The 14,686-nt window shown below is 72.1% G+C and carries 14 protein-coding genes; 11 read left to right on the top strand and 3 right to left on the bottom strand.

Annotated elements, in window-relative coordinates:
- Positions 1-69: 69 nt before the first annotated feature.
- From rpe to ACZ5NW_RS25630, 9 genes are all read left to right on the top strand, one after another.
- Positions 70-756, top strand: a complete 687-nt coding sequence (gene rpe / locus ACZ5NW_RS25670) for a ribulose-phosphate 3-epimerase (protein WP_468746270.1) — start codon at positions 70-72, stop codon at positions 754-756.
- A 78-nt stretch (positions 757-834) separates the two neighbouring features.
- On the top strand, positions 835-1,878 hold the full coding sequence (locus ACZ5NW_RS25665) for a sugar-binding transcriptional regulator (RefSeq protein ID WP_468746269.1): 1,044 nt from the start codon (positions 835-837) through the stop codon (positions 1,876-1,878).
- 136 nt (positions 1,879-2,014) lie between these two features.
- Complete coding sequence (locus ACZ5NW_RS25660) at positions 2,015-2,329, top strand: barstar family protein (RefSeq protein WP_468746268.1); 315 nt, start codon at positions 2,015-2,017, stop codon at positions 2,327-2,329.
- A 133-nt stretch (positions 2,330-2,462) separates the two neighbouring features.
- On the top strand, positions 2,463-3,905 hold the full coding sequence (locus ACZ5NW_RS25655; protein WP_468746267.1) for a GuaB1 family IMP dehydrogenase-related protein: 1,443 nt from the start codon (positions 2,463-2,465) through the stop codon (positions 3,903-3,905).
- A 292-nt stretch (positions 3,906-4,197) separates the two neighbouring features.
- Positions 4,198-5,673: an amino acid permease gene (locus ACZ5NW_RS25650; protein ID WP_468746266.1), complete on the top strand. Its 1,476-nt coding sequence runs from the start codon at positions 4,198-4,200 to the stop codon at positions 5,671-5,673.
- Between the two features lie 10 nt (positions 5,674-5,683).
- Positions 5,684-6,136 carry an Lrp/AsnC family transcriptional regulator gene (locus tag ACZ5NW_RS25645; RefSeq protein WP_468746265.1) on the top strand — a complete coding sequence of 151 codons (453 nt, stop codon included), beginning with the start codon at positions 5,684-5,686 and terminating at the stop codon, positions 6,134-6,136.
- Between the two features lie 149 nt (positions 6,137-6,285).
- Complete coding sequence (locus tag ACZ5NW_RS25640; RefSeq protein ID WP_468746264.1) at positions 6,286-7,521, top strand: MFS transporter; 1,236 nt, start codon at positions 6,286-6,288, stop codon at positions 7,519-7,521.
- 100 nt (positions 7,522-7,621) lie between these two features.
- Positions 7,622-8,410 (top strand): carbon-nitrogen hydrolase family protein, encoded by a 789-nt coding sequence (locus ACZ5NW_RS25635; RefSeq protein ID WP_468746263.1) that lies wholly within the window; start codon positions 7,622-7,624, stop codon positions 8,408-8,410.
- Between the two features lie 53 nt (positions 8,411-8,463).
- Positions 8,464-10,164 carry a flavin monoamine oxidase family protein gene (locus ACZ5NW_RS25630; protein ID WP_468746262.1) on the top strand — a complete coding sequence of 567 codons (1,701 nt, stop codon included), beginning with the start codon at positions 8,464-8,466 and terminating at the stop codon, positions 10,162-10,164.
- Between the two features lie 9 nt (positions 10,165-10,173).
- Here the strand turns inward: ACZ5NW_RS25630 and ACZ5NW_RS25625 are convergent, their stop codons facing one another.
- On the bottom strand, positions 10,174-10,881 hold the full coding sequence (locus ACZ5NW_RS25625) for a DUF5995 family protein (RefSeq protein ID WP_468746261.1): 708 nt from the start codon (positions 10,879-10,881) through the stop codon (positions 10,174-10,176).
- 239 nt (positions 10,882-11,120) lie between these two features.
- On the opposite strand from ACZ5NW_RS25625, the gene ACZ5NW_RS25620 reads away from it, so the two are divergent.
- Positions 11,121-11,579 carry an acyl-CoA thioesterase gene (locus ACZ5NW_RS25620; RefSeq protein ID WP_468746260.1) on the top strand — a complete coding sequence of 153 codons (459 nt, stop codon included), beginning with the start codon at positions 11,121-11,123 and terminating at the stop codon, positions 11,577-11,579.
- Here ACZ5NW_RS25620 and ACZ5NW_RS25615 read toward each other — a convergent pair.
- Positions 11,539-12,741 carry an MFS transporter gene (locus ACZ5NW_RS25615; protein ID WP_468746259.1) on the bottom strand — a complete coding sequence of 401 codons (1,203 nt, stop codon included), beginning with the start codon at positions 12,739-12,741 and terminating at the stop codon, positions 11,539-11,541. The two genes, ACZ5NW_RS25620 and ACZ5NW_RS25615, sit on opposite strands and share 41 nt — an antisense overlap.
- Positions 12,742-12,888: 147 nt before the next feature.
- Here ACZ5NW_RS25615 and ACZ5NW_RS25610 point away from each other — a divergent pair, with 147 nt between their 5' ends.
- Positions 12,889-14,088 (top strand): ROK family transcriptional regulator, encoded by a 1,200-nt coding sequence (locus ACZ5NW_RS25610; protein WP_468746258.1) that lies wholly within the window; start codon positions 12,889-12,891, stop codon positions 14,086-14,088.
- Between the two features lie 34 nt (positions 14,089-14,122).
- Here ACZ5NW_RS25610 and ACZ5NW_RS25605 read toward each other — a convergent pair whose 3' ends face one another.
- A complete protein-coding gene (locus tag ACZ5NW_RS25605) occupies positions 14,123-14,665 on the bottom strand; it encodes a GNAT family N-acetyltransferase (protein ID WP_468746257.1) in 543 nt (180 codons plus the stop codon).
- Positions 14,666-14,686 lie beyond the last annotated feature (21 nt).

Below are 14,686 nucleotides of genomic sequence, written 5' to 3'. Positions count from 1 at the left end.
TGGCACGCCGGGCAGCCTCCCGTAAGGGGCACGGGGAACCGGGACCCGCGCAGCGCATACCCTTGGCACATGGCCGTGCAGATCAACCCCAGCATCCTGTCCGCCGACTTCGCCCGCCTCGCGGACGAGGCGAAGGCGGTCGGGGGAGCCGACTGGCTCCATGTCGACGTGATGGACAACCATTTCGTCCCGAACCTCACGCTCGGCGTGCCGGTCGTAGAGTCCCTGGCCCGTGCGACGGACACCCCGCTGGACTGCCATCTGATGATCGAGGACCCCGATCGGTGGGCTCCTCAGTACGTGGAGGCGGGTGCCTCCTCCGTCACCTTCCATGTCGAGGCGGCCGCCGCGCCCGTGCGGCTCGCCCGCGAGATCCGCGCGAAGGGCGCCCGTGCCTCCATGGCGCTCAAGCCCGCGACGCCCATCGAGCCGTACGAGGACCTGCTGCCCGAGCTCGACATGCTGCTGATCATGACCGTCGAGCCGGGCTTCGGCGGCCAGGCGTTTCTCGACATCATGCTTCCGAAGATCCGCCGTACCCGCGAGTTGATCAGCAAGCACGGCCTTCAGCTGTGGCTCCAGGTGGACGGCGGGGTCTCGGCCTCGACGATCGAGCGGTGCGCCGAGGCGGGCGCCGATGTCTTCGTCGCCGGTTCTGCGGTCTACGGCGCCGACGACCCCGCCGAGGCGGTGCGTGGCCTGCGGGCTCAGGCGCAGGCCGCGGCCGCGGGGGCATCCTGGTCGTGCGACCACTGAGCCACGAGAACGTGAACGGCTCCCATCAGGGCTGATCAAGCGCGCCGGATCTGCAAGGATGAACGGCGAATCCAGAATGTGAACAGCAGTGAGGAGATCGCCGTGTCGGGTATGTCGGCGGGCCGGTCAGCAGTGCGGATGGGACCCGCTGAGCTGGTGCAGGCGGCGGCCATGGCCCGCCGCTTCTACCTTGAGGGCAAGTCCAAGATCCAGATCGCGGAGGAGTTCGGCGTCAGCCGCTTCAAGGTGGCCCGGGTCCTGGAAACCGCCCTCGAACGGGACCTCGTACGGATCGAGATCCGTGTCCCGGCCGAGCTGGACGCCGAGCGCTCCGACGCGCTCCGCGCCCGGTACGGCCTGAGGCACGCCGTCGTGGTCGAGTCCCCGGCCGAGGCCGAGGAGACCCCCGACCCCGAGAACCTCGGGGAGGTCGCCGCCGACCTGCTCGGGGAGCTCGTCAACGAGGGGGATGTGCTCGGTCTGGCCTGGGGCCGGTCCACCATCCACATGGCGGCGGCCCTCGACAAGCTGCCGCCGTGCACGGTCGTGCAGCTGACGGGTGTGTACGACGCCGGTACCTCCGAGCGCGGCTCGGTCGAGGCCGTCCGGCGGGCCGCCCAGGTGTCCGGCGGCGACGCGCACCCCATCTACGCGCCGATGCTGCTGCCGGACGCGGCCACCGCGGCCGCGCTGCGCAACCAGACCGGGATCGCCCGGGCCTTCGAGTACTTCGACAAGGTCACGGTCGCCTGTGTCTCGATCGGCTCCTGGGAGCCGGGCATCTCGACGGTCCACGACATGCTCAGCGACGAGGAGCGCGCGCACTACGCCTCGCTCGGCGTCGCCGCCGAGATGGCCGCGCACCTCTTCGACACCCAGGGCCGTCGGGTCGGGCGGGACCTGGGCGAGCGGTGCATCACCGTCAAGGCCGACCAGCTGCGCCGTATCCCGGAGGTCGTGGCGATCGCCGGCGGGCAGCGCAAGGCGGCCGCCATCGACGCCGTGCTGCGGTCGGGGCTCGTCACCAGTCTGGTGACGGACACCTCCGCCGCGGACTATCTGATGGCCGCGGGACCGACGCCGAAGCCCGCGCTCAACCGGGCCGACCCGGACGGGGCCTGACGGCAGGCCCGGGCGTGCCCTGACGGCGGATCATGAGGGGGCGGCCGTGGTGGCAACGACGCCATGCCGCCGCGGTACGTCCCCGGCGGATCCACCACACCGACGATCACTACGACAGCTTCCGGGCGGTGCCGAGATGACGGAGTACGTCGTCACGCTGGACCTCGACGGGGTGACCGACAAGGCGGGCCTGATGGACCGCTGCGCCCGGGCTCTCGACCTTCCGCGGTGGTTCGGGCGCAACTGGGACGCGCTCGCCGACAGCCTCTCCGACCGGAGCGTGTGGCCCGAGGAGATCGGCGACCGGGACGTGCTGCTGGTCGTACGGGGCTGGCGGCCGTACGCCCGGACGGCGCCGCGGGAGTGGGAGACCGCCCTCGACGTGTTCACCCAGGCGATGGAGGCGACGCCCGCGCTGTCGGTGACGCTCGCCCTTGGAGGTTCCTCCTAAGGGGTCCCTGACCAGCCTGGACGTTATGACGGGGCATGGTCGGGCCCCCGTCATGGGACAATGAAGTACGTGCTCTTTTCCCCCTGGCACACCTGTCGGGGGGTCACCTCTGATCGACTGGGATGTGCGGCACGTGCGTTTCCTCAATGACATCCAGCCCCCGTACGACCTGACGTACGACGACGTCTTCATGGTCCCGAGCCGCAGCGCGGTCGGCTCCCGGCAGGGCGTGGACCTCAGCGCCCCGGACGGCACGGGCACCACGATCCCGCTGGTCGTCGCCAACATGACCGCCATCGCCGGCCGCCGTATGGCCGAGACCATGGCCCGGCGCGGTGGTCTCGTGGTGATCCCGCAGGACATCCCGATCGACGTCGTCACCGAGGTCGTCTCCTGGGTCAAGAGCCGCCATCTCGTCCTGGACACCCCGATCGTCCTCGCCCCGCACCAGACCGTCGCCGACGCGCTGGCCCTGCTGCCCAAGCGCGCGCACAACGCCGGTGTCGTGGTGGACGAGGGGCTCCGGCCCATCGGCGTCGTCACCGACCGGGACCTCTCCGGCGTCGACCGCTTCACCCAGCTCGAAGTGGTCATGTCCAAGGACCTGCTGCTGATCGACGCCGACATCGACCCGCGCGAGGCCTTCAACACCCTCGACGCGGCCAACCGGCGCTACGCCCCGGCGGTCGACAAGGACGGCCGGCTCGCCGGCATCCTCACCCGCAAGGGCGCCCTGCGGGCCACGCTGTACACCCCGGCCGTCGACAAGGACGGCAAGCTGCGCATCGCCGCCGCCGTCGGCATCAACGGCGATGTGGCGGGCAAGGCCAAGCAGCTGCTCGACGCGGGCGTCGACACGCTCGTCATCGACACCGCGCACGGCCACCAGGAGTCGATGATCGGCGCGATCAAGGTGGTGCGGGCGCTCGACCCGCAGGTGTCGATCGTCGCGGGCAACATCGTCTCCGCCGAGGGCGTGAAGGACCTGATCGACGCGGGCGCCGACATCATCAAGGTCGGTGTCGGACCGGGCGCCATGTGCACCACCCGGATGATGACCGGCGTCGGCCGGCCGCAGTTCTCCGCGGTGCTGGAGTGCGCCGCCGAGGCCAGGAAGTACGGCAAGCACGTGTGGGCCGACGGCGGCGTCCGGCACCCGCGTGACGTGGCGATGGCGCTGGCCGCGGGCGCGTCCAACGTGATGATCGGCTCCTGGTTCGCCGGTACCTACGAGTCGCCCGGCGACCTCCAGCAGGACGCGAACGGGCGGCTGTACAAGGAGTCGTTCGGCATGGCGTCCGCGCGGGCCGTGGCCAACCGCACGTCGGAGGAGTCGTCCTACGACCGTGCGCGCAAGGCGCTGTTCGAGGAGGGCATCTCCACCTCGCGCATGTTCCTCGACCCGGCCCGGCCGGGCGTCGAGGACCTGATCGACTCGATCATCGCGGGCGTCCGCTCCTCGTGCACCTACGCCGGCGCGGGCTCCCTGGAGGAGTTCGCCGAGAAGGCGATCGTCGGCATCCAGAGCGCGGCGGGTTACGCGGAGGGCAAGCCGCTGCACGCCAGCTGGAGTTAGTCGGCCGGCGAGGGGTGCGGGTCATCTGTCGGCCGCGGGTCCGTTTGTGGCTCGTCGCGCAGTTCCCCGCGCCCCTTTCGGGGAGCCGCACGCGCCGTGCAATGAACAGGTGCTCCGGTCCTCCCGCACGCAATGATCTTGCGGGTACGCGCAAGGTTGCTGCATTACGACCGCAATGCCCTGGCCCATAGGGTTCTGCGCTGTACGTGGCGTGGCGGGGACCCCGCTCGGTGGGTTCCCGCAGTACCCACCGGTCCCCGTCGCCCGACCGCAGCGACGAAGGAGTCAGCGCGTGCTCGACCAAGGCGCACCCCCGCAGCAGCAGACAGCGACCGTGCCCCCGTCCCCGGGGCTCGGCGCCCGCCTCATGCGGCGCAAGCCCGTGGAACGCCTGGTCGCCGAGGGTGGCCAGGGCGAGGGAGGCTCGCTGAGGCGGTCCCTCGGGCTCTGGCAGCTCACCATGATCAGCATCGGGGCGACGCTCGGCACCGGCATCTTCGTCGTCCTCGGCGAGGCCGTCCCCAAGGCCGGCCCGGCCGTCACGCTCTCCTTCGTGATCGCCGGCCTCACCGCCCTCTTCTCCGCCCTCTCCTACGCGGAGCTCGCCGGCACCATCCCCGTCGCCGGATCGTCGTACTCGTATGCGTACGCAACGATGGGTGAGCTGATCGCCTGGGTGTGCGGCTGGTGTCTGGTCCTGGAGTACGGCGTGTCCGTGGCCGCCGTCGCCGTCGGCTGGGGCGAGTACCTCAACGAGCTCCTCGACGGGACGATCGGCGTCACCATCCCGGACGCGCTGTCGGCCCCGCCCGGCGACGGCGGCATCTTCAACCTGCCGGCCCTGATCGTCGTCCTGCTCGCCATGGCGTTCCTGCTCGGCGGCGCCCGCGAGTCCGCCCGCGCCAACACCGTCATGGTCGTCGTCAAGATCGCCGCGCTGGTGCTGTTCTGCGCGATCGGCGTCCAGGGCTTCCGGTCCGGCAACTACGAGAACTTCATGCCGCTGGGCATGTCCGGCGTGAGCGCCGCGGGTGCCACGCTCTTCTTCTCGTACATCGGCTTCGACGCCGCCTCCACCGCCGGTGAGGAGGCCAAGGACGCCCAGCGCGACCTGCCCCGCGCCATCATGCTGTCCCTGGTCATCGTGACCGCCCTCTACGTCCTCGTCGCCGCCGTCGCCGTCGGCGCCAAGCCCTGGCGGCACTTCTCCGACTCCGAGGCGGCGCTCGCCCAGATCATGCGCGAGGTCACCGGCCAGACCTTCTGGGGCACCCTGCTCGCCTTCTGCGCGGTCATCGCCATCGCCAGCGTCGTGCTGACCGTCCTCTACGGCCAGACCCGCATCCTGTTCGCGATGTCCCGGGACGGCCTGGTCCCCAAGGTGTTCTCCCGCGTCCACCCGAAGACCGGCGCGCCCCGCGCCAACACCGTGATCGTCTCCCTGTTCTGCGGTGTCCTCGCCGCCGCCATCCCCCTCGGCCAGCTCGCCGACGCCACCAGCATCGGCACGCTCTTCGCCTTCGCGCTGGTCAACGTGGCCGTCGTGGTGCTGCGCCGGACCCGCCCGGAGATGCCCCGCACCTTCCGTGTCCCGCTCTCGCCGCTCCTGCCGGCGCTCGGCCTCGCCTTCTGCGTGTGGATGATGGGCAGCCTCTCCGCCATCACCTGGGCGGTCTTCGGTGTCTGGATGGCCGTCGGGCTCGTGTTCTACTTCGTATACGGCCACCGCCGTTCCCGACTCGCCCCCTCCGCACCATCCGAGAAGTGATCGACCGACAGTGCTGAACGATCTCGACGAACGCATCGTGCACGCCCTCGCCGAGGACGCCCGCCGCTCCTTCGCGGACATCGGCCAGCTCGTCGGCCTGTCCGCGCCCGCCGTCAAACGGCGCGTGGACCGGCTGCGGGCCACCGGTGCCATCACCGGTTTCACCGTCCGGGTCGACCCGGCGGCCCTCGGCTGGGAGACCGAGGGGTTCGTCGAGATCTACTGCCGGCGCAACACCTCGCCGGAGACCATCCAGCGAGGCCTGGAGCGCTACCAGGAGGTCGTCTCCGCGTCCACCGTCACCGGGGACGCGGACGCGGTCGCCCAGGTCTTCGCCGCCGACATGCGGCACTTCGAGCGGGTCCTGGAGCGGATCGCGGGGGAGCCGTTCGTGGAGCGCACCAAGTCCGTGCTCGTGCTCTCCCCGCTCCTGCGCCGCTTCTCCTCCGGCTCACCGACATGACGCTCGGCAATCCGCTGGTGGCCCGCCCCCGCGCGGGCCTACCATCGCCGCATGAAGCGACGACGACATTGATCCACGCGTAGCGCCTCCCGAGGACCGCCTCGGACGCCGTACCTCCGGCATCCGATCCGATCCAGCGGGAAGGCCCCATGACACTCTCAACCGTGCGCGTGCCCGCCACCGGCGTCCGCCGGCTCGCGACCACGCTGTACGCCTACGCGTTCCTCGACGAGTTCGTCCTGCTCTACCCGGTGTACGCGCTGCTGTTCGCCGACACCGGGCTGTCCGTCGGAGAGATCTCCTCCCTCTTCGTCCTGTGGTCGCTGACCGGCGTCCTCCTCGAAGTGCCCTCCGGCGCCTGGGCCGACGCCTTCTCGCGCCGGCTGCTGCTGTGGCTCGGCCCGCTGCTGGGCGCGGCCGGCTGGGCCCTGTGGGTGCTCTTTCCCTCGTACTGGGCCTTCGCGGCCGGCTTCGTGCTGTGGGGCGCGCGCGGAGCGCTCGGCTCCGGGGCGCTGGAGGCGCTGGTCTACGAGGAACTGGAGCGGCTCGGCGCGGCCGACCGGTACGCCCGCGTCATGGGCCGCGCCCACGCGGCCGGGCAGATCGCCGTGATGACGGCCATGGCGCTCGCCGGACCCGTGTTCGCGACCGGCGGCTACGGGGCCGTCGGCGCGGCGAGCGTGCTGACCTCCCTGCTGACCTCGGCCGTCGCCCTCCGTTTCCCCGAGCACCGCGCCACCGCCACCGACGACACCGACGCCCCCGAGCCCGGGCACTGGGCGGCGACCGTGCGGACCGGACTCGCCGAGGTGCGCCGCGACCGGTCCGTGCGCGGCGCACTGCTCCTCGTACCGGCCGTGGCGGCGGTGTGGGGCGGCCTCGACGAGTACACCTCGCTGCTGATCCGCCAGACGGGCGTCCGCGACGCGTTCGTCCCCTACCTGCTGGTGCTGATCTGGGCCGCGGTCACGGCCGGCAGCCTGCTCGCCGGTGCCGCCGAGCGCCTCGGCCGGACCGGCTACGGCGTCCTCCTGGTCGGCGGCGCCCTCGCCCTGGCGGCCGGCGCGGCCGGCGGCACCCCCTACGGCATCGCCCTCGTCGCCCTCGCCTTCGGCGCCTTCCAGCTGGCGACCGTGCTCGCCGACGTCCGCCTCCAGGAGCGCATCGAGGGCACCGGCAGGGCCACCCTCACCTCGATCGCGAGCCTGGGCACCGAGCTGCTCACCATCGCCGTCTACGGCGTCTACGGCGCCCTCGGCAGCACCGCCGCCCACGGCACGGTCTTCGCGGTGTTCGCGCTGCCGTACCTGGTCACCGCCCTGCTGGTGATCTTCGTACGGCGGCCGCGCAATGAATCGCCGCCGAAGGGCGCGGCCACGCAATGAACCGCTCACCGGCGCGCAACGGCTCCTCCTTGTCCGGCCCGGTCGCGCGACCGTACCGTCTACATGACCCCCGACCCCCTCCGCCCGGTGAGGAATCCGCATGCGCACAGCCCTGCTCCAGAGCTCCGGCCGCCCCGGTTCGGTCGCCGAGAACCTCAAGGTCCTCGACGACGCCGCGGGCCGGGCCGCCGCCGCGGGCGCCGGGCTGCTGATCACGCCGGAGATGTTCCTGACCGGCTATGCGATCGGCGACGACATCGCCCGCCTGGCCGAGCCCGCCGACGGTGAGTCGGCGGACGCGGTCGCGGAGATCACCGGACGCCATGGGCTCGCGATCGCGTACGGATATCCCGAGCGGTCCGCCGGCGCGGTCCACAACGCGGCCCAGCTGATCTCCGCCGACGGCACCCGTCTGGCGAACTACCGCAAGACCCACCTCTTCGGCTGCTACGAGCGCGACCACTTCACGCCGGGCGAACAGCAGATCGTGCAGGCCGAGCTGAACGGCCTCACCGTCGGCCTGCTGATCTGCTACGACGTCGAGTTCCCGGAGAACGTCCGCGCCCACGCCCTGGCCGGCACCGACCTGCTCGTCGTGCCGACCGCGCAGATGCACCCCTTCCAGTTCGTCGCCGAGTCGATGATCCCGGTGCGGGCCTTCGAGAGCCAGATGTACGTCGCGTACGTCAACCGGGTCGGCACGGAAGGGGAGTTCGAGTTCGTCGGGCTGTCCACCCTGGCCGGTCCGGACGGCGTCGCCCGCACCCGCGCCGGACGCGCCGAGCAGCTGGTCTTCGCCGACGCCGACCCCGCCTTCCTCGCCGCCTCCCGCGAGGCCAACCCGTATCTGAAGGACCGCCGCCCCGGTCTGTACGGGTCTCTCGTCTGAAGCCCCCCGCCCCAGCCCTCCCCGTAGTTTTCCGCGCAAGGAGTCCGTACCCCATGACGTCCACGGTGCCCAACGCCGTCGAGCACACCGACGGGCAGCAGCCGCCGATCACCATGTTCGGCCCGGACTTCCCGTACGCCTACGACGACTTCCTCGCCCACCCGGCGGGCCTCGGGCAGATACCCGCGACCGCGCACGGCACCGAGGTCGCGATCATCGGCGGCGGCCTGTCCGGCATCGTGGCCGCCTACGAGCTGATGAAGATGGGCCTCAAGCCGGTCGTGTACGAGGCCGACCAGATCGGCGGGCGCCTGCGGACGGTGGGCTTCGACGGGCCCAGCACCGAGGGCCTGACGGCCGAGATGGGCGCGATGCGCTTCCCGCCCTCCTCGACCGCGCTCCAGCACTACATCGACCTGGTGGGCCTGGAGACCCGGCCCTTCCCCAACCCCCTCGCCGAGGCGACGCCCTCGACGGTCGTCGACCTCAAGGGCGAGTCGCACTACGCCGAGACGATCGACGACCTGCCGCAGGTCTACCGCGATGTCGCCGCCGCCTGGAACAAGTGCCTCGAAGAGGGCGCCGACTTCTCCGACATGAACCAGGCCATGCGCGAGCGGGACGTGCCGCGCATCCGGGAGATCTGGGCGAAGCTCGTCGAGAAGCTCGACAACCAGACCTTCTACGGCTTCCTCTGCGACTCCGAGGCCTTCAAGTCCTTCCGGCACCGCGAGATCTTCGGCCAGGTCGGCTTCGGCACCGGCGGCTGGGACACCGACTTCCCCAACTCCATCCTGGAGATCCTGCGCGTCGTCTACACCGAGGCCGACGACCACCACCGCGGCATCGTCGGCGGCTCCCAGCAGCTGCCGCTGCGGCTGTGGGAGCGCGAGCCGGAGAAGATCGTCCACTGGGCGTACGGCACCTCGCTGGCCTCGCTGCACGAGAACGGCGTGCCCCGGCCCGCCGTGACCCGGCTGCACCGCGCCGCCGGCAACCGGATCACCGTGACGGACGCCAACGGCGACATCCGCACCTACCCGGCGGCCGTCTTCACCGCCCAGTCCTGGATGCTGCTGTCGAAGATCGCCTGCGACGACTCGCTCTTCCCGATCGACCACTGGACGGCGATCGAGCGGACCCACTACATGGAGTCCTCGAAGCTCTTCGTGCCCGTCGACCGGCCCTTCTGGCTGGACAAGGACGAGGAGACGGGGCGTGACGTCATGTCGATGACGCTCACCGACCGCATGACGCGCGGGACGTACCTCCTGGACGACGGCCCCGACAAGCCCGCCGTGATCTGCCTCTCCTACACGTGGTGCGACGACAGCCTGAAGTGGCTGCCGCTGTCCGCGAACGAGCGGATGGAGGTCATGCTGAAGTCGCTCGGCGAGATCTACCCGAAGGTCGACATCCGCAAGCACATCATCGGCAACCCGGTGACGGTCTCCTGGGAGAACGAGCCCTACTTCATGGGCGCCTTCAAGGCCAACCTGCCGGGCCACTACCGCTACCAGCGGCGCCTGTTCACCCACTTCATGCAGGACCGGCTGCCCGACGACAAGCGGGGCATCTTCCTCGCCGGCGACGACATCTCCTGGACGGCCGGCTGGGCCGAGGGCGCCGTGCAGACCGCGCTGAACGCCGTCTGGGGCGTCATGCACCACCTCGGCGGCACCACCGACCCGACCAACCCCGGCCCGGGTGACGTCTACGACGAGATCGCGCCGGTGGAGCTGCCGGAGGACTGAACGCCCGGGCTACAGGCTCCAGTCCGGCAGCGGGGTGAGCAGCATGCGGCCCGCGAAGCCGACGGCCGCGTCGAGGCGTTCGGTGAACTCCTCGGCGAGGTCCGGCAGTCGGCGCAGGGCCCACAGGGCGCGGGCCGCCGCCCAGGCGGCCTCACGGGCGCGCTCCAGGCTCCAGGAGCCCAGGAAGTGGGTGAGCGGGTCCGCGAGCTGGAGCAGGTCGGGGCCCGGCATCAGGTCCTCGCGGATGCGCTCCTCCAGCGCGGCGAGGAGGTCGCCCACCCGGTCGAACTCGTCCTCCAGCTCGGGTGGTTCGCACCCCAGCGCCGCACAGGCGTCCACGATGGCCAGCGCGAGGTCGTGACCGATGTGCGCGTTGATGCCGGCGAGCGCGAACTGCAGCGGTCGTACGCCCGGATGGCGGCGGAACTGGAACAGCGGACGCCAGCAGGCGGGGGGCCGGCGATCGGCCGCCGCCGCGTCCACCGCCGCCAGATACCGCCACGCGAACCGCACGTCGAGGATGCTCGCGGCGCACGCGTCCGGGAAGCGGCCCGCGTCGATCGTGCGGCCCACCTCCTCGGTCACGGCGAGATACACGCGGTTGAACACCCCGACACCGTCCCGTGGGGGCAGCTCCGCGTCCAGCGCGCGCATCCGGGCGAGGACCGCGTCGACGGCGGGGGAGGGGGCGACGGCGAACTGTTCCATGGGGGGCATGGGGGAAGGGTGGCAGCCGCGGGCCGCGCAGGGCGCCGCCGGGCCCGGGGCTTCCCCAGAACGGGGGAACGGTTGCGGCGGGGAGCCAGCCGCGCGGCTACGGACGGGCGCGCTCGGCATCCTCGCCAGGGGCGATGCCGGTGATGGGCAGGTGCGGCGGGAGGGTGAGCGACCGCTTAGGATACGGATGGTTGCCCCATGCACCCAGGCCCCGCATCCCCCTCCAGGAGAACCGCCCCGTGACCGCCGAAGCCCCGATCGCCCCCGCCCTGTCGTACGGCCGGCTGATCCCCGTCACCGTCCACTTCGACGACCTCGACGCGCTCGGCCTGCTGCACAACGCCCGTTACCCGCTGCTCGTCGAGCGGGCCTGGACCGAGCTGTGGCAGGAGCACGGCGTGCGGTTCGAGGGCGACTGGACCGCGGCCGGCGACGCCTGCAACGCGGTCAAGGAACTCCGCGTCACCTATGAGGCCCCGGTGACCCGCCCCGGCACCTACGCCGTCCACCTGTGGCTGGAGCGGCTCGGCACGACCGGGCTGACCTACGGCTTCCGCCTCTGCTCGCCCGACGGCACCGCGACGTACGCGAACGGCACCCGGGTCCTCGTCCGCCTCGACCCGGACACCCTGCGCCCCGCCCCCTGGAGCGACACCTTCAGGACTGCCGGTCGGGCACTGCTGCGGACCGCGGACTGACCCGCGCGCGGGTGCGCTCCCCGCCGCGCAGCACACCCGCGAACACCACCAGCCCGCACGCCAGCGCGGTCACCACGCCGAACGACACCACCAGACTGGTCGCCTGGGCCACCCCGCCGATCAGGCTCGGCGCGACCAGCCCCGAGGTGTAGGTGATCGTCGCGACGCCCGCGATGGCCTGACTGGGGTTCGGGCCGCTGTGCCCGGCCGCGGCGAAGCACAGCGGGACGACCACGGCGATGCCGAGACCCATCAGCGCGAACCCCGTCATCGCCACCACCGGACCCCGCGCGAGCACGATCAGCAGCCCGCCGAACGCGGCGAGGAAGCCGCCCCAGCGGACCGTGCGCACCGGGCCGAAGCGGTCGACCACGGCGTCGCCGGCGATCCGGGCGACCGCCATGGTGAGCATGAAGCCCGTGGTGCAGGCGGCGGCGAGACCGGCCGACGAACCGCGCTCGTCCTTCAGATAGACCGCGGACCAGTCCAGGCTCGCGCCTTCCGCGAACACCGCGCAGAAGCCGACGGCACCGATGAGCAGCGCCGAGCGGGGCGGCAGCGCGAAGCGCGGCGGCGGCTCCTCGTCCTCGGTGGGCCGCAGATCGAGGACCCACTGGCAGGCCAGCAGGCCGAGCACGGTGAGCAGCGCCGCCGCCAGGGCGTGGTGCACGCGCGCGTCCGTGCCGAGGTGCGCGGCGAGCGTGCCGCCCGCCGAGCCGAGCAGCGCGCCCGCGCTCCACATGCCGTGCAGCCCGGACATGATCGATTTGTCGAGTCGGTGCTCCACCTCCACGCCCAGCGCGTTCATGGCGACGTCGGCCATGCCCGCGGTGGCGCCGTAGGTGAACATCGCCAGGCACAGCGTCGGCAGGTTCGGTGCGAGGGAGGGCAGCGCCAGGGCCAGCGTCCACAGCGCGAGCAGGCCGCGCAGCGCCGTCCGGCTGCCGAAGGTGTGGGTGATCCGGCCGGCCACCGGCATGGCGCAGGAGGCGCCGAACGCCGTGAAGGCCAGGGCGAACCCGAGCTGTCCCGCGCCGAGCCCGGCGTGGTCCTGGATCCACGGCACTCGGGTCGCCAACGAGCCCGTGACGGCCCCGTGCACGGTGAACACGGCCGCCACGGCGTACCTGGAACGCACCACCTCGCGCTGCTCGTCGGCCATCTCCGCCATTCTCCGCCCTCCCGTGTGTGAGTCGCCCCGGCGTCGGTGCCGGCCGGTGTCGTAAACTATCAGGAACCCTGCCTGATAGATAGCGGTTTCACCGCGCCCCGGCCTTCACGGCCCCGCAGATCTGGGAGGATTCCCGGCATGCCCGCATCACCGAGCACCGCCCGGGCCATCAACGACCGGCTCGCCCTGCGGCTGTTGCAGCAGGAGGGCCCGTTGACGGCGGGTCAGCTGAAGCAGCTCACCGGACTGTCCCGGCCGACCGTCGCCGACCTCGTCGACCGGCTCACCGCCTCCGGCCTGATCGAGGTCACCGGCGAGAGCGGGGAGCAGCGCCGTGGACCGAACGCGAAGCTCTACGGCATCGTCGCCGGCCGCGCTCACCTCGCGGCCCTGGACGTGCGCACCGAGGGCGTGTCCGTGCTGGTGTCCGACCTGGTCGGGCGGGTGCTCGCGGAGGCCTCGGTGCCCATCGGCGGCGACACCGGCACCGGGCCCGCCGTGGAGCAGGCCGTGCACCTCGTCGAACGCGCGGTCAAGGAGGCCGGCGCCGACCGACCGCACACCGTCGGCATCGGCGCGCCGGGGCTGATCGACCCGGCGAGCGGCGAGCTGCGCGACTCCACCGGGCTGCCCGCGTGGCACCGCCGGTTGGTGGCAGCCCTTCAGGAACGGTTCCCCGACGCCCGGGTGACCGTGGAGAACGAGACCAACCTCGCCGCCGTGGCCGAGCAGCGCGAGGGCGCCGCCCGTGATCGGGACACCTTCGTGCTGCTGTGGCTGGGCGCGGGCACCGGCGCGGCCGTGGTCCTGGACGGCATCCTGCGCCGGGGCGCCTCGGGGGGCACGGGCGAGATCGGCTTCCTGCCGGTGCCAGGCACACGCGGGCTGCCGTCCGCGACGGACTGCGCGGGGGGTTTCCACTCGCTGGCCGGTTCGGCGGCGGTGGTGGAGCTGGCGAGGGAGTACGGGCTGGCGGGGGAGTCCGGGCCGGCGGGGCGGCCGGCGGGCGACGAGCCGGGTGCCGCCGCGGTGGTCCGGGCCGCACGGGCGGCCCCGGCCGGGGCCCTCTTCCTGGACGCCCTCGCCGATCGGATCGCGGTGGGCGTCGCGTCGGTCGTGGCCGTGCTCGACCCCGGCTGTGTCGTGCTCGGCGGTGAGGTCGGCCTGGCGGGCGGTCCGGACCTGGCGGCGCGGGTCGAGGAGCGGATCCGCCGGATGGCGCCGCTGCCGACGGAGGTCAGATCGAGCGAACTGGGCGGGGCGGCGGTCCTGCGCGGCGCGCTGCTGACCGCCCGCGCGTCCGCCCAGGACGAACTGTTCGCACCGGGGGACCGGTGAACGGAACAGGACCGGGGGCCGCCGCAGGAGGGTTCTAGACCTTCGCGGCCGGCTCCCAGTCCTCGGCGAGGAGGCCGAGCACCACCTCGTCCAGGAACTCGCCCATCACCCAGGCCGAGGAGCGCAGAATGCCCTCGCGGACGAAGCCGTTGCGTTCCGCGGAGCGCAGCATCCCGTGGTTGTCCGCCAGCGTCTCGATCTGCAGCCGGTGCAGACCGCGCACGACGAAGCCGTAGTGGCACAGCACCGCGACCACGTCAGTGCCGTAGCCCTTGCCGCGGGAGGACGGCAGCAGGCCCAGCCCGATGTGCGCGGCCCGGTTGTGGGTGTCGATGCCCCACAGCGTCGCGGTGCCGATCAGCGTGCCGCCGGCCAGCTCGATCACGGAGAACTGGACGGACCCCTCCTTGGTGTCGTCCACCACGAGACGCGGATCCTTGGAGCCGGGCGTGATCGGCCGCCACGGCCCGCCTTCGGCGCGCGAGGCGTTGACCACGTCGTCGTAGAGCTCGGTCCGCAGGATCGGGATGTCGTCCTCGTGCCGGGCCCGGAGCCCGACCTTGCCGCCACTCAGCATGCGATCTTCTTATCCGTCCGG

Source organism: Streptomyces sp. NPDC032126 (assembly GCF_055580085.1).
The sequence above is the reverse complement of the archived record's forward strand: the minus strand, read 5'-3'. Positions and strand labels throughout refer to the sequence as shown.

Coding starts and splice junctions, on each gene's coding strand:
- rpe (WP_468746270.1), top strand. CDS start 70: ATGGCCGTGCAGATCAACCCCAGCATCCTGTCCGCCGACTTCGCCCGC.
- ACZ5NW_RS25660 (WP_468746268.1), top strand. CDS start 2,015: ATGACGGAGTACGTCGTCACGCTGGACCTCGACGGGGTGACCGACAAG.
- ACZ5NW_RS25640 (WP_468746264.1), top strand. CDS start 6,286: ATGACACTCTCAACCGTGCGCGTGCCCGCCACCGGCGTCCGCCGGCTC.
- ACZ5NW_RS25635 (WP_468746263.1), top strand. CDS start 7,622: ATGCGCACAGCCCTGCTCCAGAGCTCCGGCCGCCCCGGTTCGGTCGCC.
- ACZ5NW_RS25630 (WP_468746262.1), top strand. CDS start 8,464: ATGACGTCCACGGTGCCCAACGCCGTCGAGCACACCGACGGGCAGCAG.
- ACZ5NW_RS25625 (WP_468746261.1), bottom strand. CDS start 10,881: ATGCCCCCCATGGAACAGTTCGCCGTCGCCCCCTCCCCCGCCGTCGAC.
- ACZ5NW_RS25615 (WP_468746259.1), bottom strand. CDS start 12,741: ATGGCCGACGAGCAGCGCGAGGTGGTGCGTTCCAGGTACGCCGTGGCG.
- ACZ5NW_RS25610 (WP_468746258.1), top strand. CDS start 12,889: ATGCCCGCATCACCGAGCACCGCCCGGGCCATCAACGACCGGCTCGCC.
- ACZ5NW_RS25605 (WP_468746257.1), bottom strand. CDS start 14,665: ATGCTGAGTGGCGGCAAGGTCGGGCTCCGGGCCCGGCACGAGGACGAC.